12 protein-coding genes and 1 pseudogene are annotated in these 23,144 nt (G+C 66.4%); 4 read left to right on the top strand and 9 right to left on the bottom strand.

Going from position 1 to position 23,144, the window contains the following annotated elements; all coding sequences use genetic code 11:
* Positions 1-20: 20 nt before the first annotated feature.
* The 3 genes from urtC to urtA form a co-directional block, all read right to left on the bottom strand.
* Positions 21-1,223 carry an urea ABC transporter permease subunit UrtC gene (gene urtC / locus D3H34_RS14225; RefSeq protein WP_119554159.1) on the bottom strand — a complete coding sequence of 401 codons (1,203 nt, stop codon included), beginning with the start codon at positions 1,221-1,223 and terminating at the stop codon, positions 21-23.
* Positions 1,224-1,251: 28 nt separating this feature from the next.
* Positions 1,252-2,166: an urea ABC transporter permease subunit UrtB gene (gene urtB / locus D3H34_RS14220; protein WP_119554158.1), complete on the bottom strand. Its 915-nt coding sequence runs from the start codon at positions 2,164-2,166 to the stop codon at positions 1,252-1,254.
* Positions 2,167-2,244: 78 nt separating this feature from the next.
* Positions 2,245-3,510 (bottom strand): urea ABC transporter substrate-binding protein, encoded by a 1,266-nt coding sequence (urtA, locus tag D3H34_RS14215; RefSeq protein ID WP_119554157.1) that lies wholly within the window; start codon positions 3,508-3,510, stop codon positions 2,245-2,247.
* A 252-nt stretch (positions 3,511-3,762) separates the two neighbouring features.
* Here urtA and D3H34_RS14210 point away from each other — a divergent pair, with 252 nt between their 5' ends.
* From D3H34_RS14210 to D3H34_RS33935, 3 genes are all read left to right on the top strand, one after another.
* Positions 3,763-7,158 carry a hybrid sensor histidine kinase/response regulator gene (locus D3H34_RS14210; RefSeq protein ID WP_119554156.1) on the top strand — a complete coding sequence of 1,132 codons (3,396 nt, stop codon included), beginning with the start codon at positions 3,763-3,765 and terminating at the stop codon, positions 7,156-7,158.
* Positions 7,130-8,029 (top strand): response regulator transcription factor, encoded by a 900-nt coding sequence (locus D3H34_RS14205; RefSeq protein ID WP_119554155.1) that lies wholly within the window; start codon positions 7,130-7,132, stop codon positions 8,027-8,029. The genes D3H34_RS14210 and D3H34_RS14205 overlap by 29 nt, the downstream gene beginning before the upstream one ends.
* A gap of 647 nt (positions 8,030-8,676) precedes the next feature.
* Positions 8,677-8,886: a hypothetical protein gene (locus D3H34_RS33935; RefSeq protein WP_147400426.1), complete on the top strand. Its 210-nt coding sequence runs from the start codon at positions 8,677-8,679 to the stop codon at positions 8,884-8,886.
* Positions 8,887-9,157: 271 nt separating this feature from the next.
* Here the strand turns inward: D3H34_RS33935 and D3H34_RS33930 are convergent, their stop codons facing one another.
* The 5 genes and pseudogenes from D3H34_RS33930 to D3H34_RS14185 all read right to left on the bottom strand — a co-directional run bounded on the left by D3H34_RS33930 (position 9,158) and on the right by D3H34_RS14185 (position 20,862).
* Entirely contained in the window at positions 9,158-9,388 is a 231-nt protein-coding gene (locus D3H34_RS33930; protein WP_147400425.1) for a hypothetical protein, read from the bottom strand.
* 257 nt (positions 9,389-9,645) lie between these two features.
* Positions 9,646-16,986, bottom strand: a complete 7,341-nt coding sequence (locus D3H34_RS14200; protein WP_119554154.1) for an autotransporter outer membrane beta-barrel domain-containing protein — start codon at positions 16,984-16,986, stop codon at positions 9,646-9,648.
* Positions 16,987-17,344: 358 nt separating this feature from the next.
* On the bottom strand, positions 17,345-19,114 hold the full coding sequence (locus tag D3H34_RS14195) for a sensor histidine kinase (RefSeq protein ID WP_167481200.1): 1,770 nt from the start codon (positions 19,112-19,114) through the stop codon (positions 17,345-17,347).
* A gap of 116 nt (positions 19,115-19,230) precedes the next feature.
* Positions 19,231-19,908 carry a response regulator transcription factor gene (locus D3H34_RS14190; protein WP_147400424.1) on the bottom strand — a complete coding sequence of 226 codons (678 nt, stop codon included), beginning with the start codon at positions 19,906-19,908 and terminating at the stop codon, positions 19,231-19,233.
* Between the two features lie 297 nt (positions 19,909-20,205).
* Positions 20,206-20,862, bottom strand: a pseudogene (locus D3H34_RS14185) (dihydrofolate reductase family protein).
* 213 nt (positions 20,863-21,075) lie between these two features.
* On the opposite strand from D3H34_RS14185, the gene D3H34_RS14180 reads away from it, so the two are divergent.
* Positions 21,076-21,468, top strand: coding sequence for a DUF7668 domain-containing protein (locus D3H34_RS14180; RefSeq protein WP_147400423.1), 393 nt, complete (start codon positions 21,076-21,078; stop codon positions 21,466-21,468).
* A 254-nt stretch (positions 21,469-21,722) separates the two neighbouring features.
* On the opposite strand, the gene tuf is transcribed toward D3H34_RS14180, so the two are convergent.
* Positions 21,723-22,919 carry an elongation factor Tu gene (gene tuf, locus D3H34_RS14175; protein WP_119554150.1) on the bottom strand — a complete coding sequence of 399 codons (1,197 nt, stop codon included), beginning with the start codon at positions 22,917-22,919 and terminating at the stop codon, positions 21,723-21,725.
* Positions 22,920-23,144: the final 225 nt, after the last annotated feature.

The following is a 23,144-nucleotide window of genomic DNA, read 5'->3' as shown; positions in this document are numbered from 1 at the left end:
GAAGGCTCCGTGTGTTTCGATCAGGCGCGCTGGCGGCCGATGCCTTCGGGCAGCGTGGGCTCGGCCTGTGGTGCAGCAGCAGCGGTGGGTGAAGGGGCGGACACGGCGGCGGGCGGCGGCTTCGCCGCGGCGTCGCGCAGGGCCTGCCGGCGCGAAGCCCACCACGGCTTGATCGTGTCTTCCCACAGGCCCGCCAGCCCCATCGGGAAGGCCATGGTCACGCCGATGAAGAGCGCGGCCATCAGGAACAGCCACAGGTCGGGAAAGCTTTCGGAGAACAGCGTCTTGCCCGCGTTCACCAGCAATGCGCCGTACACCGCGCCCACCAGGCTCATGCGGCCACCGACCGCGCAGAAGATCACCATCTCGATCGAGGGCACGATGCCCACGAAGCTCGGCGACATGAAGCCCACCTGCAGCGCGAACATCGCGCCGCCGATGCCCGAGAGCCCCGCAGCCAGGCAGAAGGTGAAGACCTTGAAGTTCGACACGTCGTAGCCCGAGAAGCGCACGCGATCTTCCTTGTCGCGCATGGCCAGCAGCAGCGTGCCCAGCTTGCTGGTCTGTATCCAGCGGCACAGCAGGATGCTCAGCACCAGCAGGCCCACGCACACGTAGTACAGGATGTACTTGGCGCTGTCGGTGCGCGTGTCCCAGCCCAGCAGGGTCTTCAGGTCGGTCATGCCGTTCACGCCACCGGTGTAACCCTGCTGGCCGATGATGAGCACCGTGCAGATCAGCGCCACCGCCTGCGTGATGATCGCGAAGTACACCCCACCCACGCGGCGCTTGAACATCGCGAAGCTGATCAGCCAGGCCAGCGCCATCGGTGCGAGCACCACCAGAGCGAGGCTCAGCGGCAGGCTCTTGAACGGCAGCCACAGCGCAGGCAGCTCGGTGATCTGGTTCCAGTCCATGAAGTCCGGAATGCCGGGCGTGGTCTGGATCTTGGTGGAGACCGGGTCGGAGGCTTCGAGCTTGAGGAACATCGCCATCGCGTAGCCGCCGATGCCGAAGAACACGCCCTGCCCCAGGCTCAGCACGCCGCCGTAGCCCCACACCATGACGAGGCCCACGGCCACGAAGGCGTAGGTGAGGTACTTGCCCACGAGGTTGAGACGGAAGATGTCCAGCGACAGCGGCAGGACCACCGCGAGCAGCAGCACCAGCAGCAGCAGGCTGCCCAGCTGGTAGCGCTGGATCGAGGCCTTGATGAAATTCATCGGAACGTTCTCCAGGAGGGATTCGGATTCAGCGGCGGACCTTGACGGCGAAAAGGCCTTGGGGGCGCAGCATCAGGATGAAGACGATCAGCGACAGCGTCAGCACCTTGGCCATCGAGCCGGTCATGAAGAACTCCGAAATCGACTGCGTCTGCGCAATACCGAAGGCCGAGACCACGGTGCCCAGCAGGCTGGCCGCGCCGCCGAAGGTGACGACCAGGAAGGCGTCGACGATGTAGAGCGACCCCGAGGTCGGTCCGGTCGACCCGATGGTGGTGAAGGCCGCGCCGGCGACACCGGCGATGCCGCAGCCGATGGCAAAGGTCAGGCGATCGGTCTTCTTCGTGTCGATGCCGGTGGCGTTGGCCATGGTGCGATTGGCCACGGTGGCGCGCACCCGCAGGCCCCAGCGGCTCTTGTGCAACGCGATCAGCACGCCGCCCGTGACCAGCGCGGTGAGCGCCAGGACGAACAGGCCGTTGATGGGAATGTCCAGCCCCTCGTGCGGTGTCCACGAACCCATGAGCCAGTCGGGCAACGTGGGGCTCACTTCCTTCGGGCCGATGAAGGTACGGAAGATCTGCTGCAGGCCCAGGCTCACGCCCCAGGTGGCCAGCAGCGTGTCGAGAGGCCGCTTGTACAGGTGGCGGATCAGCGCCCACTCCACGATCCAGCCGGCGATGAAGGCGAACACGAAGGCCAGCCCGATCGCAACCGGAAAGTAGTACGGCATGAGCGAGGGCGCCATGCGCTCGGTGACCTGCGCGGCCAGGAAGATCGAGTAGGCGCCGATGGTCATGAATTCGCCATGCGCCATGTTGATCACGCCCATCTGCCCGAAGATGATCGCGAGCCCGAGGCCCATGAGCAGCAGCACCGCGAAGAGGCTCAGCCCCGCGAAGCCCTGCATCAGGCCGATGTTCATCATGTCCGACAGCGTCATGGCTAGGAGTCCGGAGTGTTGGGAGTTGCCCCCTCTCCCGCTTGCGGGAGAGGGTTGGGGTGAGGGCCTGCGGCCTGCTTACTGGTAGCCCTTCGGGAACGGATCCGGCTTGATCAATTCAGCCGACTCCGCCACCACCTTGAAGCTGCCGTCGGGCTGCCCTTGCCCGATGCGTGCCTTGCTCCACAGATGGTGGTTGGCATCCAGCTTCACGTAGCCCTCGGGTGCCGTCTTCAGCTCGATGCCGGGCGAGCTCGCGACCACCTTGTCGATGTCGAAGCTGCCGGCCTTCTCCACCGCCGCCTTCCACAGCCACGGGCCGAGGTAGCCCGCCTGCGTCACGTCGCCGATCACGGCGTCCTTGCCATACTTGGCCTTGAAGGCTTCCACGAACTTCTTGTTGTTCGCGTTGTCCAGCGTCTGGAAGTACTTCATCGACGAATAGAAGCCCGCGAAGTTCTCGCCGCCCACGCCGGTCATTTCGTCTTCCGTCACGGCCAGCGTCAGCAGGAACTGCTTGTCGCCCGTGATGCCCGCGGCCTTGAGCTGCTTGTAGAAGGCCACGTTCGATCCGCCCACCACCGCCGCGAAGATGCAGTCGGGCTTGGCCACCTTGATCTTGTTGATCAGCGAGTTGAAGTTGGTGTGGCCCAGCGGGTAGTACTCCTCGCCCTTGACCGAACCCTTCTGGAAGTTCTCGATGTGCTTGCGCGCGATCTTCATCGAGGTTCGCGGCCAGATGTAGTCGGAGCCCACCAGGAAGAAGGTCTTGGCCTTCTTCTCCTTCGCGCCCCAGTCGAGACCCCAGATGATCTGCTGCGTGGCCTCCTGGCCGGTATAGATCACGTTCTTGCTCTGCTCCAGGCCTTCGTAGAAGGTCGGGTAGTACAGCAGGCCGTTCTCCTTCTCGAACACCGGCAGCACGGCCTTGCGCGAGGCGCTGGTCCAGCAGCCGAACACGGCGGCGACCTTGTCGTTGACCAGCAGCTTCTTCGACTTCTCGGCGAAGGTGGGCCAGTCGGAGGCGCCGTCTTCCTTGATGACCTTGATCTTGCGGCCCAGGATGCCGCCCATGGCGTTGATCTGGTCGATGGCGAGCTGCTCGGCCTGGATGGAGCCGGTCTCCGAGATGGCCATGGTGCCGGTGGACGAATGCAGCTGGCCCACCGTGACTTCGGTGTCGGTCACCGCGAGCTTGGTGGTGTTGACCTTGGCCGTGGGGAACTGGCCCTGGCCGAAGCTCAGGCCGCTCAGGCCCATCACGGGCAGCGCGGCGGCGCCCTGCAGCAGACGGCGGCGGCGCAATGCCAGGGCATCGAGGGAGGGATCGGAATCACGCGACATCAGGAACTCCAGGCAGGTTGAAAAAAGGTGAGGCCGCGCACCATCGCAGTGCATCGGACGGTGCCGCGAGCACCATGGCTGGTACTTTAGAAATCACTTGCGTACACGCGAATACGTCATTCAACGTAGCGATACGCCCCCGCCCCACCCGCAGACTCGCGAGACCGACAAGGCAGAAGACAGCACGACGGCAGAGGGAGCGCTTCTTGCTGTACCCGCCGCATGCCCCTGCCGCCGCCGCGAGAACCCGCCATGACATCCGTCTCCGGACAGAAGATCTTTCGCATCCGCCGCGACTACAACGCCTGGGTCGCGAACGAAACGCTGGAGGACTACGCACTGCGCTACACACCGCGCAGCTTTCGCAAGTGGTCGGAGTTCCGCGTGGCCAACGCGGCCTTCGGCGCGACCTCGTTCCTGGCGCTGGAGGCCATCGGCGGGGCCATCGCGCTGAGCTACGGCTTCTCGAACGCGCTGTGGGCCATCCTGATCGTCGGACTCATCACCTTCCTCACGGGCCTGCCGATCTCGTACTACGCGGCGCGCCACGGCGTGGACATGGACCTGCTCACGCGCGGCGCCGGCTTCGGCTACCTGGGCTCCACGCTCACCTCGCTGATCTACGCGAGCTTCACCTTCATCTTCTTCGCGCTGGAAGCGGCCATCCTCGCGCTGGCGCTGCAGATGTACCTGGACTGGCCGCTGTGGCTGCTGTACCTGGTGTCGTCGATCGTGATCATTCCGCTGGTGGCGCGCGGCATCACGCTCATCTCGGGGCTGCAGCTGTGGACGCAGCCGATCTGGATCGTGCTGTTCGTCTGTCCCTTCATCGCGGTGATGGTGAAGAAACCCGAGCTGTATGCCGACTTCACCAGCCTCGTGGGCCGCACCTCGGACAGCAGCGGCTTCGATCCGCTGATGTTCGGCGCCGCCGCCACCGTCGCCTTCTCGCTCGTGGTGCAGATCGGCGAGCAGGTCGACTACCTGCGCTTTTTGCCCGAGAAGACCGCCGCCAACCGTGGTCGCTGGTGGACCGCCGTGCTGGTGGCAGGGCCGGGCTGGATCGTGCCCGGCATGCTCAAGATGATGGGCGGCGCGTTCCTGGCCTTCCTGGCGCTGCAGCACGAGATTCCGGCCAACCACGCCATCGAGCCCACGCAGATGTACCTCACGGGCTTCTCGTACGTGTTGCGCGACCCGGCCTGGGTGCTGGGCATCACGGTGCTGTTCGTCGTCGTGTCGCAGATGAAGATCAACCTGACCAACGCCTATGCGGGCTCGCTGGCCTGGTCGAACTTCTTCGCGCGGCTCACGCACAGCCACCCGGGGCGCGTGGTGTGGCTGGTGTTCAACGTGGTCATCGCGATCCTGCTGATGGCCCTGGGCGTGTTCGCTGCGCTGGAGCACGTGCTGGGCTTCTACAGCAACATCGCCATCGCGTGGGTCGGCGCGCTGGTGGCCGACCTGGTCATCAACAAGCCGCTGGGCTGGAGCCCGAAGACCATCGAATTCAAGCGTGCGCACCTGTACGACATCAACCCCGTGGGTCTGGTCGCGATGCTGGTGGCGGCGGCACTGGCGATGCTGGCCTACTCGGGCGCGCTCGGCCAGTGGACGCGAGCCTTCTCGCCCTTCATCGCGCTGGCCACGGCCATGGCCGTGTCGCCGCTGCTGGCGTGGAAGACACGTGGACGCTACTACCTCGCACGCAGCGACATCGACCGCTGGACGCCGGGCCAGAGCGTGAAGTGCTCGGTGTGCGACAACCACTTCGAATCGGAGGACATGGCGCACTGCCCGGCCTACAGCGCACCGATCTGCTCGCTGTGCTGCACGCTCGAATCACGCTGCCACGACCGCTGCAAGACCGACTCGCGCGCGGCCGATCAGATGAGCGGCTGGCTGCAGGCGCTGCTGCCGCCGGCGCTGTCGGCGCGGCTGAACTTCCGCGTCGCGCACTACCTGCTGGTCGCCACCTCGCTGATCGCGCTGCTGGCCACGGTGGTGGGCGTGGTCTATGCGCAGGAGGCCATCGCGGGCACCATCGATTCGGCGATGGCGACGGCCTTCCTCAAGGTGTTCGCCCTGCTCTCGGTGGTCGCCGCCGTGGCCGCGTGGTGGGTGGTGCTGGGCAGCGAGAGCCGGCAGATGGCGCAAGAAGAATCGAACCGCCACAACAACCTGCTCGCGCTGGAGATCGAGGCGCACCGGCGCACCGACGCCGCGCTGCAGACCGCCAAGGAAGCCGCCGAGGCCGCCAACCAGGCCAAGACCCGCTATGTGGCCGGCATGACGCACGAGCTGCGCACGCCGCTCAACAGCATCCTGGGCTACTCGCAGATCCTGCTCAAAGGCGGCGACGCGGCCCTGCCGCCGCGCGAGGCGGTGCAGACCATCCACCGCAGCGGCGAGCACATGCTGGGCCTCATCGACGGCCTGCTCGACCTTGCGCGCATCGAGGCCGGGCGGCTGCAGCTGGAGCCCTCGCCGCTGGCGCTGCCGGCCTTTCTCGACCAGGTGGTGCAGATGGTGCGGCCGCAGGCCGAGGCCAAGGGCCTGGCCTTCGTCTACACGCATGCGGGCCGGCTGCCGCCGTGGGTGCATGCCGACGTGAAATGGCTGCGCCAGATCCTCATCAACCTGCTGACCAACGCCGTGCGCTTCACCGACACCGGCACCGTCACGCTGCATGTAGATGCGCGGCGCGAGGTGCTGCGCTTCGACGTGGTCGACACCGGCATCGGCGTGGCGCAGCAAGACCGCCAGCGCATCTTTCTGCCCTTCGAGCGCGGTGCTGCGGGCCGCCGCCGCGGCGAGCCGGGCACGGGGCTGGGCCTGACGATCACCGGGCTGCTCACCTCGCTCATGGGTGGCGAGCTCAAGCTGGCGTCGACCTCGTCGGCGGGCAGCACCTTCAGCGTGCGCGTGTACCTGCGTGAAGTCGCCGACCCCGGCCCGCAGGCGGGCTCGCGCGAGCCAGTGGCAGGCTACCTGGGAGAGCGCCGCACACTGCTGGTGGTAGACGACCAGCCGGTGCAGCGCCAGATGCTGGCCGGCATGCTCGCGCCGCTGGGCTTCACGGTGCGCGAGGCGGCCAGCGGCACCGAGTGCCTGGACAGCCTGCGCGAAGAGCTGCCCTCGGCCATCCTGCTCGACCTGACGATGGACGACATGGACGGCTGGCAGACCGCGCGCTCGGTGCGCGCCTCGGGCTTCGCCGAGTTGCCGATCATCATCGTCTCGGCCAACATGTTCGAGAACCAGGCCGACCGGCTGCGCGCCGCGGGCTGCCAAGCCTTCGTGGGCAAGCCGGTGATCGAGTCGGAACTCATTGCCACGCTGGAGCGGCACCTGGGCCTCGAATGGCTGGCGACCGGCGACGCCCTGCCGCCGCCCGCCGACCCCGACACGACATCGCAGCGTCCGCCCCTGCTCGCACTCGACGAAGACGACCGCGCCGACCTGATGCGCCTGGTGCAGATGGGCCACGTGCGCGGCCTGCACACCGCGCTCGACCGTCTGGCCGCGGCCTCACCCGCCGCGGCGGCCACCTGCACCTGGCTGCGCGGCATGGTCGCGCGCTTCGAACTCGACAACCTCCGCAACGCACTGGCAGAAGATGCAGACACTCCCCTCGCCCGGTCATGAATCCGAACGCCCCGTCGTGCTGGTGGTGGACGACGCCCCCAGCAGCCTGGGCATGCTGTGCGACACGCTCGAGGCCAGCGGCTACACCGTGCTGGTGGCGGCCGACGGCGAGGCCGCGCTGCAGCGGCTCGAGCTGGTGGTGCCCGACGCGATCCTGCTCGACGGCCTGATGCCCGGCCTCTCGGGCTTCGAGACCTGCCGGCGCATCAAGGCCAACGCGGCGCTTGCGCACATTCCGGTGCTGTTCATGACGGGGCTGTCGGAAACCGCGCACGTGGTCGAGGGCTTCGAGTGCGGCGGCGTCGACTACGTGGTGAAGCCGATCCGTGCGCAGGAAGTGCTGGCGCGGCTGCACACCCACACGCGCAACGCCCGCATCACCCGCATGGCGCGCGACGCGGTCGACGTGGCGGGCATGGGCGTGGTGTTCGTCGACACGCGCGGTCGCATCGCATGGCGCTCGCCGCAGGCCGCGCTGTGGCTGCATGCGCTCGAAGACCCGGTGGCGCCGGGCCGCCTGCCCGCATCGGTGGAGCCCGCGCTCGCGCCGGGCGCATCGATCGCCATCGGCACCGCCACGGGCATGCGCCTGTCGGTGCGCAACCTGGGCGCGGCGGCGCTCGGCGAGACCATGCTGCTGTTCGCCATCCAGCGCGAAGGCCCGGCCACGCGCCTGGCCGAAGCGGCCCTCACGCCGCGCGAGACCGAGGTGCTCTCGTGGCTCGCCAAGGGCAAGACCAACCGCGACATCGGCGAGATCCTGGGTACCAGCCCGCGCACGGTGAACAAGCACCTGGAACACATCTTCGAGAAGCTGGGGGTGGAAACGCGCGCGGCGGCTGCGGCGCTGGCGAGCGGGCAACTCCATTGACTGGGCCCCATAGCAAGCACACGTGCATGCGACATGCTGTACGAATGGAAAGAATTCCCCGAAGCAAAGGATCTGGCGATGCCCGCATTTCGCGGCTGACCATGACAGAGCTGCGAGTGCGTTGGGAGCACATTTTCCTCGATGACAGGTCGAAGTTGCGAGCGCCAGCCTTTGCTCTGACGCTCGCATCATCGTTGATTTGGGTCATTGGAGACTTGGTGACGAGGACGGATCAGAGTCGCTCCTAGGGACGGTGAGCGCCAGCGAATCAAGCCACTCCAGTTCTCTCGGATCGTAAGGAAAGGAGAAATGCGTGCCATCGAATCGCACTCTCACCACCCATCCGCGCAAACTGACCACGGTGCCCAGGCGCCCCCGGAACTCGACCCTTGCTCCCTTTTTGGCCGGCACGGCAAAGCTTCCGCCTCCCGCGGACGCAAGGGAGTTTCTGCGGTGGCATGAGGTCGCACATGCCCAACAAGGAGCTGCTCTACCCAAACCCAACACGTCGATCTTTCAATATCCAGCCGCTGACCCCAAGGTCCGTATCCATTTGAGTTCCATACACCGGGTGAATGGGGAGACGCACACGGCAACGCTGGTGCTGGAGTCGTTCAAAAGCGCTCATCACCTCAAGACTCTTTGCCTTGGCTCTGCGGCAAAAGGCCATCTTCTCGCAAGCAAATGACAGCGAAGAGTCCTCGATGCAAGAACGCCTTCGATTGCACTACGTCGCCATGACACGACCGTCGCACCTCCTGTGTCTGGCGATGCGCAGCGATGCTGTCGACACCAAGAGCCGCGATGCGCTCAGCGCGCGCGGGTGGCATCTGATCGATCGTGTAGACAGCAGCTGAGCTGCGTTGCAGCTACGCGAACGCACAGCGACCAGTTTCCGGTGACGCTGTCATCAACGGATAGCGCCTCGAGCAGCAGCTCCCAATCTGAAGCAGCCGTCGGAGACTTCATTCGCAGCCGCCCACTGCGACGTCATCGCATCGAGAACTTCTGCATCGCGTTGGCGCATGGCGCTTTCGACAGTGCTGACGCTGTCCCTCATGGATAAGGCCAAACCTTATTTCATTGATCTCTACATTCTTGATGTTGACCCACAGCGCTGGGCATCCCTCACAGATCGCAGTGTCCTCGCAAAACGACGCCATCAAAAAACTGATCGGCGTGTTCTCGCTCTTCGATCCAATGTGAGCCAGGGCCGTAGACCGCGTTCTGAACCTCGCAGATGATTTGGGCATTTTTCTGGGCGCAAGGCGTTGCGGGAACCCACATCCCGCAATCGAAGTGCTCATCGTCTTCGTGGTGGACGACGTCTTCTCGCCATAGAAGGCGAAGTTGTTTCATGAGAAGAGAGAACTCCTTTTTGGCACCACACTGTTGGTGACGTGCGTGGCAACGCGTCAATGGCGATTGCTCCCAGCGTCTTTCTGAGGGCCCGATACCGCAGCACAATCAACCGAGCCGTGAGGTCGAAAATGGCGCGACCTGTCATTCCCGCATGGCCCTCAGTTCGCCCGACGGCGATCATTCAATCCCGCGATTGGGCACAGCGCCTTGCCTTGCGTAGAGCAAGGCTGCACTCATCCTGAACTGTTCCAGACCTACCAGCGCAGCTTCACGCCCGCGCTTGCATTGGGCCCGCCCTTGGTTTTGACATTGCCGCCCGAGCCCCACAAGTGGCCCAGTTCACCGTACACCCCCACCATCGGGCTGATCTGCCAAGTGGCGCCCACTGCGGCTTCGGTACTGCTGCCGCCCGTGGGTGTGACGATGTCCGCAAAGGCCGCGGGCCCGATGAAGCGGGTGCGGTCCGTGCCGCTGCCCCTGTGCCAGACATTCAGCCGCGCATAGGCTTGCAACGTGCCGGTGCTGACCGCGAACTCGCCCTTCACACGCAAGCCCGCGCGCACGGCCCAACTGCCGGGCGTGTCCTGCTGCACCCGCGAGCCCGTGATCGTGCTGTTGTCGAAACTCAGGCGCTGGTGCACCAGTTGCAACTGCGGCTCCACCGACCAGCCTGCGCCCAACGCAAAGGCCTTCCCCACTTCGATCGACGCCAGCAGGCTGTTGCCCTTGCTGCCGCCGCCGAACGATGGCTCCAGGGTGTCCACCGTGGTGCGGTGGCGGCCGCCCTGCAGCACGCCGTCCACGTACAGGCCGTTGTCTGTCCGGTAGGTGAGGTAGCCGCCCAGGTACTCGCTTCTCAGGTCGTTGCGCCCGCTCGCATAGCCCTGGATGCCGCGCGCGAAGCCATTGACCTTCATGTCGCCGTCGAGTTGGCCCACATACAGGCCCGCGCGCCAGTTCGGATCTGCCCACAGGTCGGTGCCGGCCTGGAAGCCGGTGAGACGACCCTTGCTGGAAGGGCTGACCGTGCCGCGCTGCTGGATCTCGCGATCCAGCGTCAGGACGCGGCCCCAGGCCTGGCGCCGGCCCTGCTCTGCATCGGCACCGCGCACGCTGCCCGCGCCGTCGTCGCCCATGCGCTGGTGCATGCTGCCCAGCATGGCCAGATTGGCCTGGCGCAGTTGCTCGGGCAGGGCCGCGTACAGCGGCACTTCGGGGCGGTAGGTGGGCACGGTCGGTACAGTCGAAGGAGGGACCGGGTCGGATGCCGGAAGACTGTTGCTGAGGTAGGCCCCGCTTGACGTGGTGTTCAACTGGTACTCGTAGGCACCAGCGGCCACCGGGGCCGCCAGCGCGAAGGCCTGGCCCTCGATGTGCGCCCCGCCTTCGGTGCCCACCACCTCGATGCCGTTGCCCGTGGTCCGTGCGCCCAGGCCGCCGAGGTTGGTGATCTGCACCCGGGTCGTGCCGCTGGCCACCGCACTGGCGCCACTGAGAAGCACCTTGTCGCTCGGGCTGCCATTGCCGCCCAGCACCGTGCCCAGGGCCAGCGTGCCGCCTTGTCCGATCCAAGGTCCGGTGACGGTCAGCACCGTGCCAGGCGTGCTGCCGTGCAGGTTCACGGTGCCGGCGTTGGTGATGCTTGCCACGCGCTGGCTGAAGCCCGCGAGGTCCAGCGTGGCGCCGGCCGCGACGGTATGCGCCGAGGCTGCGCTGAGCGTGTTGAGCGCCCCCGCGCGCAAAGTGCCCCGGGCCACCTCGGTGGCGCCTGTGTAGATGTTGGCGCCGCTGAGCGTCAGCGTGCCCGTGCCCTCCTTGGTCAGGAAGCCACCGCCGCTGATGGCGCCCGAGATCGTCTGGCTGAAACTGCCGGTGTCGATGACGGGGTCGTTGTTGCCGGTCATGCGGATCGCGTTGGCGAGGGTCAGGCCATCGGCGCTGAAGCCCAGCGTGGTGCCGTCGTCCATGGCAAGTTCACCCGTGCCCAACGCACTGCTGTGGCCCAGATTCAGGCGGCCTTGCTTGAGCGCCGTGCCACCGCTGTAGTCGCTGGCGCCCGCCAAGGTCAAGGCCCCAGCGCCGGTCTTGGTGAGCCCTCCGCTGCCGTGGATATTGCCTGCAAAGCTGCTGCTGCCACTCTGGTCGACCGTGAGTCGGCGCGCGCCCAGTGCCACGACGCTGCCTGCCACGCCACTGAGTGCGCCAATCTGGCGATCACCATCGGCAGCGCTGAGGTCGAACGTCGCGCCGCTGCCCGCCAAGCGCAGCCCCCCCGCATCGGCGAGTTTGCCCGCGCCGCTCAGCGCCAGCGTGCCCGCCTGCACCGTGGTGCCGCCGGTGTAGGTGTGGACGCCCGTGAAGGTGGTGCGGCCAGCGCCCAATTGCTGCACCGCGCCGCTGCCGCTGATCGCACCAGCAAAGGTGCTGGCGTTGCTGCGGTTGAAGGCGAGGATGCCGCTGTTCGCCACATCACCCGTCAGCGATCCACTGGTGCCGCCATTTCCCACCTGCAGCGTGCCGCGTTCGATCGTGGTGCCGCCCGTGTAGCTGTTGTCCCCGCTCAGCGTGAGCGTGCCGGGGCCGTACTTGACGAGCTTGCCGTTGGCGGCGGGACCGCCGACCGTGGCAAACCACGTGGCATAGCCACCGTTCGAGATCTGGCCGCCGAACTCGCCTGACCCGACACGCAAGGTGCCCGACCCAAGGCCGACCGTGCCCATGCCATGCAGCGAGCCGATGGTTTCGGTGAGGGCGTCCAGACCCAACGTGGGGTGCACCATCAGGCCCTCGAACAGCACAGGCGTTACTCCTCCGAATTCACCAGGCGCCGCGAGCACCCCGGGACTGTTGACTGTGACCCGCGCGGAGTCGGCGATCTGTTCGGAATATGACTCGGACACCGAGGCCGTGCCCTCGATCACGAAATCGCCTGGCACGGCGACGTGCCCGGGCTGGCGCGCCAAGATCAACCGCACGTTGGAGCGTGCCGTGGTCGCGCCTGTGTAGCTGTTGTCGCTGGCGCCAAAGAGATAGAACAAGCCGGGGGTTGAGGTTGAGAGATCACTGTCGAAGGTCAGGCCGCCCGCGCCGGAAATGGGGCCGGTGAACATGCCCGTCGCCGAAGTGGACCCGGCCGCGGCCGTGGCGGTGACCCGGGTCTCTGCGCCCAGCTCCACGGGCCCTGACAGCGTGGTGCTGCCGGTCACTCCGAAATTCCCGTTCACCCGCACGTGGTTGCCCACATCGGTGCGCGCAAGGATGCCGCCGTTGATGGTGAGCGTGCCCGTGCCCAGACCGTTGCCTGTGGCCTCCAGCGCGCCGCTGTTGAGCGTGGTGCCGCCGGTATAGGTGCTGGCACCCGTCAGCGCCAGCACGCCAGCGCCACCCAAGACCAGCTGGTTGCCTGTCGCCCCATCCACGATGGGCGCGCTGATGCGGGCGCTGACCCCGGCGTCCGTGTGCAGCGTGGCTGCAGTGCCCGAGGCCGGACTGATAGCCATGGAGCCACTGCCCCCCGGTGCCTGGAGGTGGTAGCCGTTGGCACTGAACTGCAGGGTGTCAAAGAGCAGTGGCCCCTGAACAGCGACGCTGCCGCCGGTGCCCCCGAACACGCCGACCGAACCGCCCCAGCCCACCGCGCTGTTGCCGTCCGGGCCGCCCTGCGCCGTGGCGTTGGCCCAGTTGGTGCCCAGGCCGCTCCAGGTGCCCGGGCCGCCGCTCACCGTGCCGTTGGCGCTGTGATTCGGGCCGTTCCAGAACTGGATGGTCTGGCCCACGCCCCGCACTGCAAGGTTCACCTGGCCGGTGGTGCCGGTGTCCAGGCTGTAGGCGGCGATGTTGAAGCCGGATTGCAAAGAGCTCACCTGCTGCTGCGCAAAGCTGCCCGACAGGCTGCCTGCGTAGTTGATGAGCCGATACCAGCCTGCTGCGGCCACGCCTGCCTGCAAGGCGCCGCCCAGCGCAAGGTTGCCACCGACGTTGAGCAAGTCGTTACTGGCACCGCCGGCCACCCCGGGTTGGCCCAGCTCGAACACGGTCGTCGCACTGGGGTTGAGCCTGAGGCTGCCACCGATGGTGAGCGTGCCCGGACTGTTGCCCGGCGACAGCGTGGCGCGTGCGCCCGAAGTATCGGCATTGCCCACCGTCACGTTGCCGCCGATGTGCCCGGTGCCCGGCGTGCTGCCCGCACCCGCGAGCGTGCCGCCGTTGTTGACCTGCACATCGCCCGCCACCGAACCGTTGATGCGCAGCGTGCCACTGTCGATCGTGGTGCCCCCCGTGTAGGTGTTCGCTCCCGTGAGCGTGGTCGAGCCGCTGCCTTGCCTGACCACGGCGCCCAGCCCGGTGATGGCGCCTGCGAAAGTCGTGTCGCCCGCATCGCCGAAGCTCAGTGTGTTGCCGCCCAGTGCGACTTCGGTGCCTGCGACGCCCAGCAAGGCACCGATGGTGCGGTTGCCGCTGGCATTGGCGATGTCGAAGCGTGTCCCGGCATGGGCCAGTCTCACGTCGGTGGTGGCCGCGAGCCGGCCAGCGCCGTCCAGTGACAGCGTGCCGCCATTGATCGTGGTGTCGCCCACGTAGGTGCTCGTGCCGCGCAGCGCCAGCAGCCCGGCCCCTTCTTTCACCAGGCCTGAGCTGTCGCCGGCCCGGGACGAGAACGCCGAACTCACGGCAACCGTGTGGCCGTCGGTGTCGATGTATGCCCCTCGGCTGCCCAAGGCGACATCGTCAAAGCCCGAGAGGAAGTCGCTCGAATTGGCCGACGCACGCAGGATGCCGCCGTCCAGATCCAACGTGGCGCTGCCCGCACCTCGAGCCAGGCGGTCCGCGACGAGCACGCCTCGGCCATGGGCTTCGTCGCCACGCAGATGCACGGTACCCGCACTGCCGGCGAGATGGCCGACCAGCACTTCCGAGCCCGCCTCGGCCGTGCCACCCGCATCGACGATGAGCGTGCCCGTGCCGGAAGATCCGACCCGCATGTCGGCTGCACTGATCAGCCGGGCCCCTGGCCCCTGTACCTGCACCTGTCCGATAGCCCCCGCGTGCACCCCTATCACGACACGGGCGGTGGCTGCGACCTTGCCGTCGGGCTCGACGTCCAGCCGGCCAGTACCCGCCTGCCCCACATACAGGTTCCCCATGTCGAGTTTGGCGTCGGCCACGCGGACCGCGCCGCTCCCCCCTGCGTCCCCACCGATCGACATCAGGCTGTTGTTGGCCGTCAGCGTGCCGCCGTCGAGCACGGTGAGCGTGCCCTTGCCCGCCGTGGCGACCGTAAAGTCACGGGCGCTGGTCCAGGATGAACCAGCGCCCGTGACCGTGGCCATCCCCTGGCTGCCGGTGCGAAGTCCCAGCCGCGTCCAGTCACTGGAAAGCGCAGCGCCGCTCTCCACCCGCAGCGTGCCTTGGCCCTTTTCGCCGACATGGAAGTCCCCGGTGCTGGTCCACCTGGTGTTCTGTCCCGTCAGCGTTGCGCTGCCGACGCCCGTGGCGTCTTGCCCGATGTAGCTGCTTGCGCTGCTGAGCGTGCCGCCCGCTTCCACGTTCAACGTTCCCTGGCCGGCCTGCCCCACCATCAGACTGCCGGTGTGGGTCCATGTGGAAGGCGTTCCCGCCGCCGCACCGCTTCCCACGCCCGTCACGGTCGCGGTGCCGACGCCGCCGCTCGAACGGCCCACGACGCCCGAGCCGCTCGTGACCCGGCCGCCCGCTTCGATGCGCAGATCTCCCACACTGCGGTCGCCGATCGTCAGGGACGACCCGCTGTCGGTGGCCCAGGTGGAGACTTGTCCATTGGCGGCGGCCCCACTGACGATGACCCGGCCTTCACTGCCGGCGTAGACGCCCGCCGTGCCGTTGCTGCTGCGCACACTGCCACCGCCTTCGATGCGCAGCGTGCCCTTGCCGGCGTTGCCGACATAGAAATCGTAGAGCCTCAGTTCCGAGGCGTTGCCGTCGGCATCGGTGCCATGCACGCGCACATTGCCAACGCTGTTGGCCTGCTCCGCGACGCTCACGTTGGCGACCCGGACGCGCCCCCGCTGTTCGACATTGAGCGTGCCCTTGCCCGCGTTGCCCACGTAGATGTTGGAGCCGCCATTGCTCCACTCCGAGCTCTGCCCCCGCACGGTGACCGTACCCACACCTTCGGCCTTGTGACCGATATAGCCCCATTCGGTGCGCAGCAACGCGCCGTCGATGACCTCGACCGTGCCCGTGCCCGAAACACCGATGTAGGGCATGCCCTGGATGTCCCAGGTGGAGCCCGGTCCGCGGACCGTGACCGTGCCGCTGCTGTTCGCAGCCTGGCCGACCTGCGCGCCGTCGCTGGAAACCGTCGCACCCGCGGAGATGTCGAGCGCGCCCGCGCCCGCATCACCCACGTAGAGCACGCCGGTGTTGGTCCAGGTGGATCCCCCGCCCGCCACGTTGACCGTGCCGCTGCTTCCGGCTCTGCCGCCGATGCGCCCGACCGCGTTGGAAACGCCCGCGCCCCCGGTGATGTCGAGTGTTCCCTCGCCTTCCCCGCCGACCCCGAGGTCGCCTCCATGCGTCCACGCCGAGCCGGCGCCTGTCGCCGTCACGGTGCCGACGCCCTGGGTCCCATTCCCGAGAAGGGCACTGCCGCCACTGAACACCTTCGCGCCGTTCTCGATCCGGAACTCGCCCTTGCCGGAGGAGCCAACGCGCATCCCACCGTTCGCGGTCAATGTCGAGCCCTTGTCCGTGACGATCACTGAGCCCGCGCTTCCCGTGAGCCTGCCGATATGGACATCAGAGGCGGACACGGCCGCCCCATCCTCAATCCGCAGTGCCCCCGTGCCCCTGTAGCCCACATGCACCGTACCGACGGAGTTCCAGGTGCTCCCTCCGCCGGTGACGGTCGCTGAGCCGGTGCCACCGCTTACCTCGCCCAAAGACGCACTTTCGCTGGACACATGGCCGCCACTGCGGATGCTGAGCGTGCCGCTACCCCGGTTCCCCACGGCAATGTTCCTTGTGACAGTCCAGGTGGAGCCATCGCCCGCGACGGTGAACGTGCCCTTGCCGCTGCTGTCCAGGCCGATCTCCCCATTCAGGCTGGACACGCTGGCACCACTGTTGATGTCCACTGTTCCCGTGCCTGCGCGCCCGACGACCAGGTCCACATCCGTGCCCCACTGCGCACCAGCGCCGCCGACCTCGACCACGCCGGTAGAACCCGCGTCGTAACCCACCTGTGCGTTATTGCTCGACACTTGCGCGCCTGCGCGAATGAACAGACGCCCCGTCTGCGCACTGCCCAGGCCGACAAACAGCGCGCTATTGCCCAGGTTCCATGGCGATGCTGGCTGGACCAGGACCGGGGTCGTGGGCGCCGTCCAATCTGGGCCGGTCCACACCGCGCCCTGTGCTTCGATGGGTTGCGCGCTGGCAGTCGCACCGGCCATCGCCATGAGTACCGCAGCCAGGGACATCGCGCACACGGACTCGGCGCGAGTGCCTGTCGCGTCGCGTTGCGAGCGGCTCTTGCCGCGCGCACGCGCGCATTCGCTCACCACCCGCCACAGGCCTGTGGCCTGGTCGAACACCACACGGTAGATCTTGTTCATTGTTGCCTTCGTCCGGCTTGTGTTGCGGATGCCGCCCCTGCCGGTCGGCCACGCGCGTTTGTTAATTCATCGCCCACGACCGGTCTGCCACCGAATCACTGGCTGCTATAGACGGCCGCGCGGAAAGTCCGGGCCGGTGACGGGCTGTCCCGACCGACCGCGGCGCGAAGACTCTCTTGCGGTCTTCTTGCTCCCTCTCTCTCGCACGAGTACGCGGCCACGAGGCTAAGAAAACTGTGTCTGCTTGTGAACTACGGAACTCCGTTGGTACTGCCACGCTGTGTGGTGTCACATCGCACGCCGCGACACCTACGGCGGGGTGACGCGATGTCGTGAGCGCCCCGCTGGCGACGCCGGATCAGATGGAAGGCGAGGGTTCGAGTGAGAGCTGCAGCGCCAGTGTGGTGCCCTGCGCACCGGCGTCAATCGTCAACGTGCCGCCCAGACGCTGGGCACGCGCGCGCATGCTGCCCAGCCCCATCCCGACAGGCGGCGCGCTGCCCGCACAAGGCGGGTGTACCTCGAAGCCCCGGCCGTTGTCGGCCACGCTCACCGACAGCTGCCCGTGCATGGCTTCAAGTCGCACGCTCACCTCGCTGGCGTGGCTGTGCCTGAGCACATTGGTCAGCGCCTCCTGCAGCAAGCGCAGCAGGTCGAGGCTGCGCCGTGCGTCGAGCCGGCTGTGCTCCAGGCCGATCAGTTGCCAGCGACAGGTGATGCCAGCCGCCTCCAGCAGCCGCGTGCTGCGATGTCGAAGCGGCGCCAGGCGCTCGGCGAGCCGATCCGTGTCGTCCATGGACGCCCCCTCGATCAGCAGACGCAGGTCGTTGTTGATGTCCCGCAGCGTCGACAAGGTGCGGCTGTCCACTTCGCCCTCCCGCCCGCGCAAGGCGTGGATGTGCCCACTCAGGGTCATGCCCAGGCCATCGTGCAGATCGCGCACCAGGCTCATGCGCTCATTCAGGCGCGTGCGCTCCAGCTCGGCCTCGTGCTGGCTGCGCAGCACCTCGGCCAGACGCGCCGTGGCCGCGTCCACACGTTCGCGCAGTTGCACATTGAACTGCTCGACCAGGCGCATGCCGCCGACGAGATGCAGAGCCAGCACCAGGGCCATGCCCAGCAGCATGAAGCTGGACACGGCGGGAAAGTAATAGGTGTTGGTCGAAATCACCCGCAGGTAGACCAGGCAGTCGTGCGTGGCCACCGCCATGGGCAGCAGCAGCCAGACGGCCAGCGCCACGGCACCGGTACGGCGCGAAGTCCATGCGTGCCAGAGCACCAGCGACGCACCGAGCAGAAACAGCGCGGCCGCACTGACGACCACCCCGTTGCGCACCTGCGCGAGCCAGGGCGTCGGCGTCATCGCCAGCGCAGCGACGCCCAGCACACTGACCGCCCATGACGCCCGCCCCAGACGCGGCAGGCGCAACTGGCAGAAATGCAGCGAGAAGATCACGAAGCATGTCGCGCTGGCCAGCAGAAAGGACAGGTTGGCGAACTGGAAGATTGCCGTGTCGGGATAGGGCCAGGTCTCGGTCGCGATGTAGTTGTAGCCATAGGGCACGCGCAACAGCGAGAACAGCGCAAACCAACCGTACAGGTGCTCCGAGCGGCGCAGCAACCAGACCATGCCGAACACCGCCACCGCGGCGAGCGTCACGCCCACGCCGCCTTGCAGCAGCGTGCGGCGGGAGAACTCGGCGCGCTCGAATTGGGGCAGCACCGATGCCGGGGCACCGACCACCACCTGCCCGAGCCCCCCGTGGTAGACCGACATGCCCGATACCCGCACCAGCAGTTCGTTGTGGCCCGCGTGCAGGATGGGGGGCGCGAGCGTCCAATGCCGTGCCCGGTTCCAGGAGCGCGACAAGGGCTCGACCAGATGCCTGTCCTGCGCAATCAGAATGCCGTTGACATACACCGCGCCGGCCATGGTCACGGAGTCCAGCATGAGCGTGACGGGCTGCACGGCCTGGGGTTCCTGCCATTGCAGCCGGTACCACACGACACCCTCGTGGTCGGGCCATCGCTTGAACCACAGGTCGGGAAGCTCCACGCTCGTCCAGCCCGTTTCCGGCGGCGCAGCGGCGTTCCAGTCGGCACGCACCGCCTCGATGCGCTCGAACACACGGTCCGCAGGCTGGGCCCACGTGGAGCCGACGCCGACGAACAGTAGAAGGAACAGCAGAGAGAAAAGCAGAGCACCGGGCCCGCGTACGGAACCGGTGCCCGGCACGGACATGCTCAGCCCAGCCATCCCTGCTGTGTTGCGCTGTGTACCGCGCCGCTGCGCGTGCGCACCTCCAGCTTGCGAAAGATGTTCTTCGCGTGAAACTCGATGGTGTTGATCGACACCTCGAGGTTTTCGGAAATCTCGCGGTTGCCCAGCCCCTGGGCCACCAGGCGCAGCACCTCCAGTTCCCGCTCGGTGAGCTTCTCCTTCTGTTCCTTTGCCCCTGCGGCAGCTACGCCGGCTCGTTGCGCGGGTGCAGCGGCGTCGCCCGCTGCGTTGATCTGAAGAAGAATGCGCCGTGCAATGACCGGGTCGATGGGCGCACCGCCGCGCTGCATGCTGCCAAGGGACAGCTCCAGCTCCATGTCCTCGCCGTTCTTCAGCAGATAGCCGACCGCACCGGCGCGGATCGCCTGCAGCACGATCGCGTCGTCGCCCAGGCTGGAGACGATCACGACATCGGCCTGCGGCGCATGCTGCCGGATCCATGGCACGAGGGAGATGCCGCTTCCATCGGGAAGGCCCACATCCAGCAGCACGAGGCCGAAGTCCTGACGCTCCAGCATTGCGCGCGCCTGCGCCAGCGTGCCCACCATCGTGCATGCGCCGCGCCCATAGACCCGCTCGGCGATGCATTCCAGGCGTTGCTGCAACTGAAGGTCGTCGTCGACGATGAGGATTCGGGTCATGGTGAAGGTGGGGGCCGGGGCCGTCGAGCAGCGCGCCGACGTAAAGAAATTGTCCACGATGCTAGAGAGCCCGTGTCATGCGGGCAACCACGGAATTCCGGGGGGAATCCGCCGACTTCGGATCCTTCTCAACGATGCGTGGAGAGGCTAGAGTCAGTCAGAAGCGGGCTTACCAGAGGGCAGCTACGCAGCGGTTGCGGTCGGTCGGTCGATCATGTTCTACGCACGCTTTCGGCCGAAGCGGACATTCAAGATGATGTGGCAGGACCTTGTCAACATTCGAGCAAGCGTCCCGCATCAGGGCACGTTGCGGCGCAGGAACATATGTGTGGCCCGCTCCCCCGCTACCTGCCGTTCGCAGCGGTAGCCCAGCGCGGGTAGATCCAGGCCTGCGAACAGCGCTTCCCCCTTGCCCCACAGCACGGGCCGCACGGCCAGATGCAGTTCGTCGATCAGACCCGCCTTCAAGTATTCGCGCACAGTCGCCACGCCGCCGCCCACGCGCACGTCTCGCTCGTCCGCCGCGGCCTTCGCCTGCGCCAGCGCCTCGTGGATGCCGCCGGTGACGAAGTGGAAGGTGGTGTCACCCTGCATCGTCAGTGGCGCACGGGCATGGTGGGTTAGCACGAAGACCGGGACGTGGTAGGGAGGCTCGTCGCCCCACCAGCCCTTCCAGAGCTCGTCGGGCCAGGGACCACGCACCGGACCGAACATGTTGCGCCCGAGGATTCAGGGCCCCATGTCGGCAAAGCCTTGCTCGGCGATCTCGTTGTCGATGCCAGTCTCACCGTTGGTCTCGCCCGTCTGAAGCGTCTGCTGCCAGACGCGCGTGGGAATGAACCAGTCCATGAGCTCGGGGCCGCGAACGCCCAGCGGGTGCTCCAGACTCTGGTCTGTGCCGGCCGCAAAGCCGTCGAGTGAGACACCGAAGCTGCGCACGAGCAATCGAGGGATGGGGTCGTCTCCTGCAAGAGCGGAGCCGCAGTTTAGGCCTTATGGGCTCAAGAACGATTTTCCGAAGTGGAATCAACGCAGTGGCAGTGCATCCGACCACGTGCCCCACCGGATCGGAGAGCCTGCGATGCCGTCTTGCGGGTCTTCAGCCACCGCTACGTCATGGGCAACAATCGGCGCGACCTCAGCTCCGCGTCCTTCAGCTCCTCAATCATGGCCCACCTGCCCGCTTCCGCCTCCGACGAGGACCTCATCAGCTTCGCCGACGCATGGGCAAAGCTGATGGAGGCCGAAGACTACGTGGCCGCCTTTGAATTTACTTCGCACGAGCCGTCCATGCACTGGACGCCCACGCTGATCGAGCAGGTCGTCAAGTCTTACGGCGAGTGCAGTCCCACCCAGAAGGTCACGCTGAACGGAAAACCGACCGACGTTTCCCAACGCAAGGAAGTCACCCGATGGGAGAAGACCCGCCATGGATGCATTGGCGAAATCTGGTACGACTTGAATATCGATGGATACGTCTGCGACCTCACCGCAACTTTCGACGTTGAAGAGGACCCGGACGGGTTGACGATACGACTGAACGACATCCACGTCATGTAGGTCCTGTCTCCGGCTGCGCCGAGACATCAGCCGCCCCGGCTCGGCCCAGACATTGGCGTCCTCAGACGCGCAACACCATTGAATGAGGATCGACGGATATGACAGTCAAGCGGATGGAAAAAACCCTGATCGTTATCGACGACCCGAAGACGATGACGGCGTTCTTTGTCGAGCAAGGCCTCGAACTCGAGGGCTAAAAAAAAGCCCCTGCTGCCTGACGAGCAGACAACAGGGGCAAAAGCGGCATCAGCCTTTCAGCCGAGCACCTCGGTCACGATACCCGCGCCGACGGTCTTGCCGCCTTCGCGCATCGCGAACCGCATGCCGTTCTCAATGGCCACAGGCTTGTTCAGCTCGAAGCTGATCTGCGCCTGCGCACCCGGCTCGACCACACCGGTCTCGGTGTCGACGCGAATCACACCCGTCACGTCGGTCGTGCCGAAGAAGAACTGCGGCTGGTAGCCGGAGCCGAACGGGGTATGACGCCCACCTTCGTCCTTGCTGAGGACGAAGATCTGTGCACGCCCCGTCCGGTACGGCTTCAGCGCACCGGGCTTCACCACGACCTGGCCTCGCACGACATCGTCGCGCTTGACCCCGCGCAGCAGAAGTCCCACGTTCATGCCGGCCCGTGCCTCGGCGACGTCCTTGTGGAAGGACTGCACGCCGGTGACGACCACCTGTTCGTCGCCGTCCGAACTGAGCCCGACGATCTCCAGGCTGTCGCCGACGCGAATCACACCGCGCTCGACGCGACCACTGACCACAGTGCCACGGCCCGTGATGGTGTGCACGCCTTCGACGGGCATCATGAACGGGGCGTCGAAGTCGCGCACCGGGTCAGGGATGCACGAGTCCAACGCGTTCACGAGCTCGACGATGCACTGCACGTCCGAGCCTTGGAGTTCACCGCGTTCAGCAGCAGCCAAGGCCTTCAGCGCACTGCCGAAGACGAAACGGGCATCGTGATACCCGTGCGCACCCAGCAGCGCGCCGATCTCCATTTCGATCAACTGCTCGATGTCCGCGCGGTCAGCCTCGGCAACGAGGTCCATCTTGTTCACGAACACCACCATGTGGCCGACATTCACCTGGCGCGCCAGCAGCACATGCTCGATGGTCTGCCGTGCGGCGCCTTCGGTGCCGTCCACCAGCAGGATCGCGCCGTCCATCTGCGAGGCGCCGGTGATCATGTTCTTGATGTAGTCAGCATGCCCGGGGCAGTCGATGTGTGCGTAGTGACGGCAGTCCGACTCGTACTCGACGTGCGAGGTATTGATCGTGATGCCGCGCTCGCGCTCTTCCTTCGCGTTGTCGATCTGTCCGTAGGACAGCGCATCGCCGCCAAAGCGAGCGGCTTGCACAAAGGTAAGAGCAGCCGTCAGCGTCGTCTTTCCATGGTCGACGTGACCAATGGTTCCGACATTCACATGAACCTTGTTGTTCATCATGTTTTCTCCAGTTTGAGGGTAGAAACCGATCCGGTTCGCTGGCCAGGCGAAACGGTCGGCGGGGTGTCGGCGCGCGCGCCAAACTCGGGGTGCCCGCCATGCGGGCGAAAAAAAAGCCTGCGGGGTGGACCACCCGACAGGCTTTTTCTTTGCCTGAAGGATGGACCTCCAGGCACACAAGGACCTAGAGGCTCTACACGAACCACTCCACGGAAGCGACGCACA

This window comes from Acidovorax cavernicola (assembly GCF_003581445.1).
This window is presented reverse-complemented; position numbering and strand designations above follow the sequence as displayed.

Excerpts from the sequence above, each read along its gene's own strand:
- urtC (WP_119554159.1), bottom strand. The coding sequence starts at position 1,223 with ATGAATTTCATCAAGGCCTCGATCCAGCGCTACCAGCTGGGCAGCCTG.
- urtB (WP_119554158.1), bottom strand. The coding sequence starts at position 2,166 with ATGACGCTGTCGGACATGATGAACATCGGCCTGATGCAGGGCTTCGCG.
- urtA (WP_119554157.1), bottom strand. The coding sequence starts at position 3,510 with ATGTCGCGTGATTCCGATCCCTCCCTCGATGCCCTGGCATTGCGCCGC.
- D3H34_RS14210 (WP_119554156.1), top strand. The coding sequence starts at position 3,763 with ATGACATCCGTCTCCGGACAGAAGATCTTTCGCATCCGCCGCGACTAC.
- D3H34_RS14205 (WP_119554155.1), top strand. The coding sequence starts at position 7,130 with ATGCAGACACTCCCCTCGCCCGGTCATGAATCCGAACGCCCCGTCGTG.
- D3H34_RS33930 (WP_147400425.1), bottom strand. The coding sequence starts at position 9,388 with ATGAAACAACTTCGCCTTCTATGGCGAGAAGACGTCGTCCACCACGAA.
- D3H34_RS14200 (WP_119554154.1), bottom strand. The coding sequence starts at position 16,986 with ATGAACAAGATCTACCGTGTGGTGTTCGACCAGGCCACAGGCCTGTGG.
- D3H34_RS14190 (WP_147400424.1), bottom strand. The coding sequence starts at position 19,908 with ATGACCCGAATCCTCATCGTCGACGACGACCTTCAGTTGCAGCAACGC.
- D3H34_RS14180 (WP_147400423.1), top strand. The coding sequence starts at position 21,076 with ATGGCCCACCTGCCCGCTTCCGCCTCCGACGAGGACCTCATCAGCTTC.
- tuf (WP_119554150.1), bottom strand. The coding sequence starts at position 22,919 with ATGATGAACAACAAGGTTCATGTGAATGTCGGAACCATTGGTCACGTC.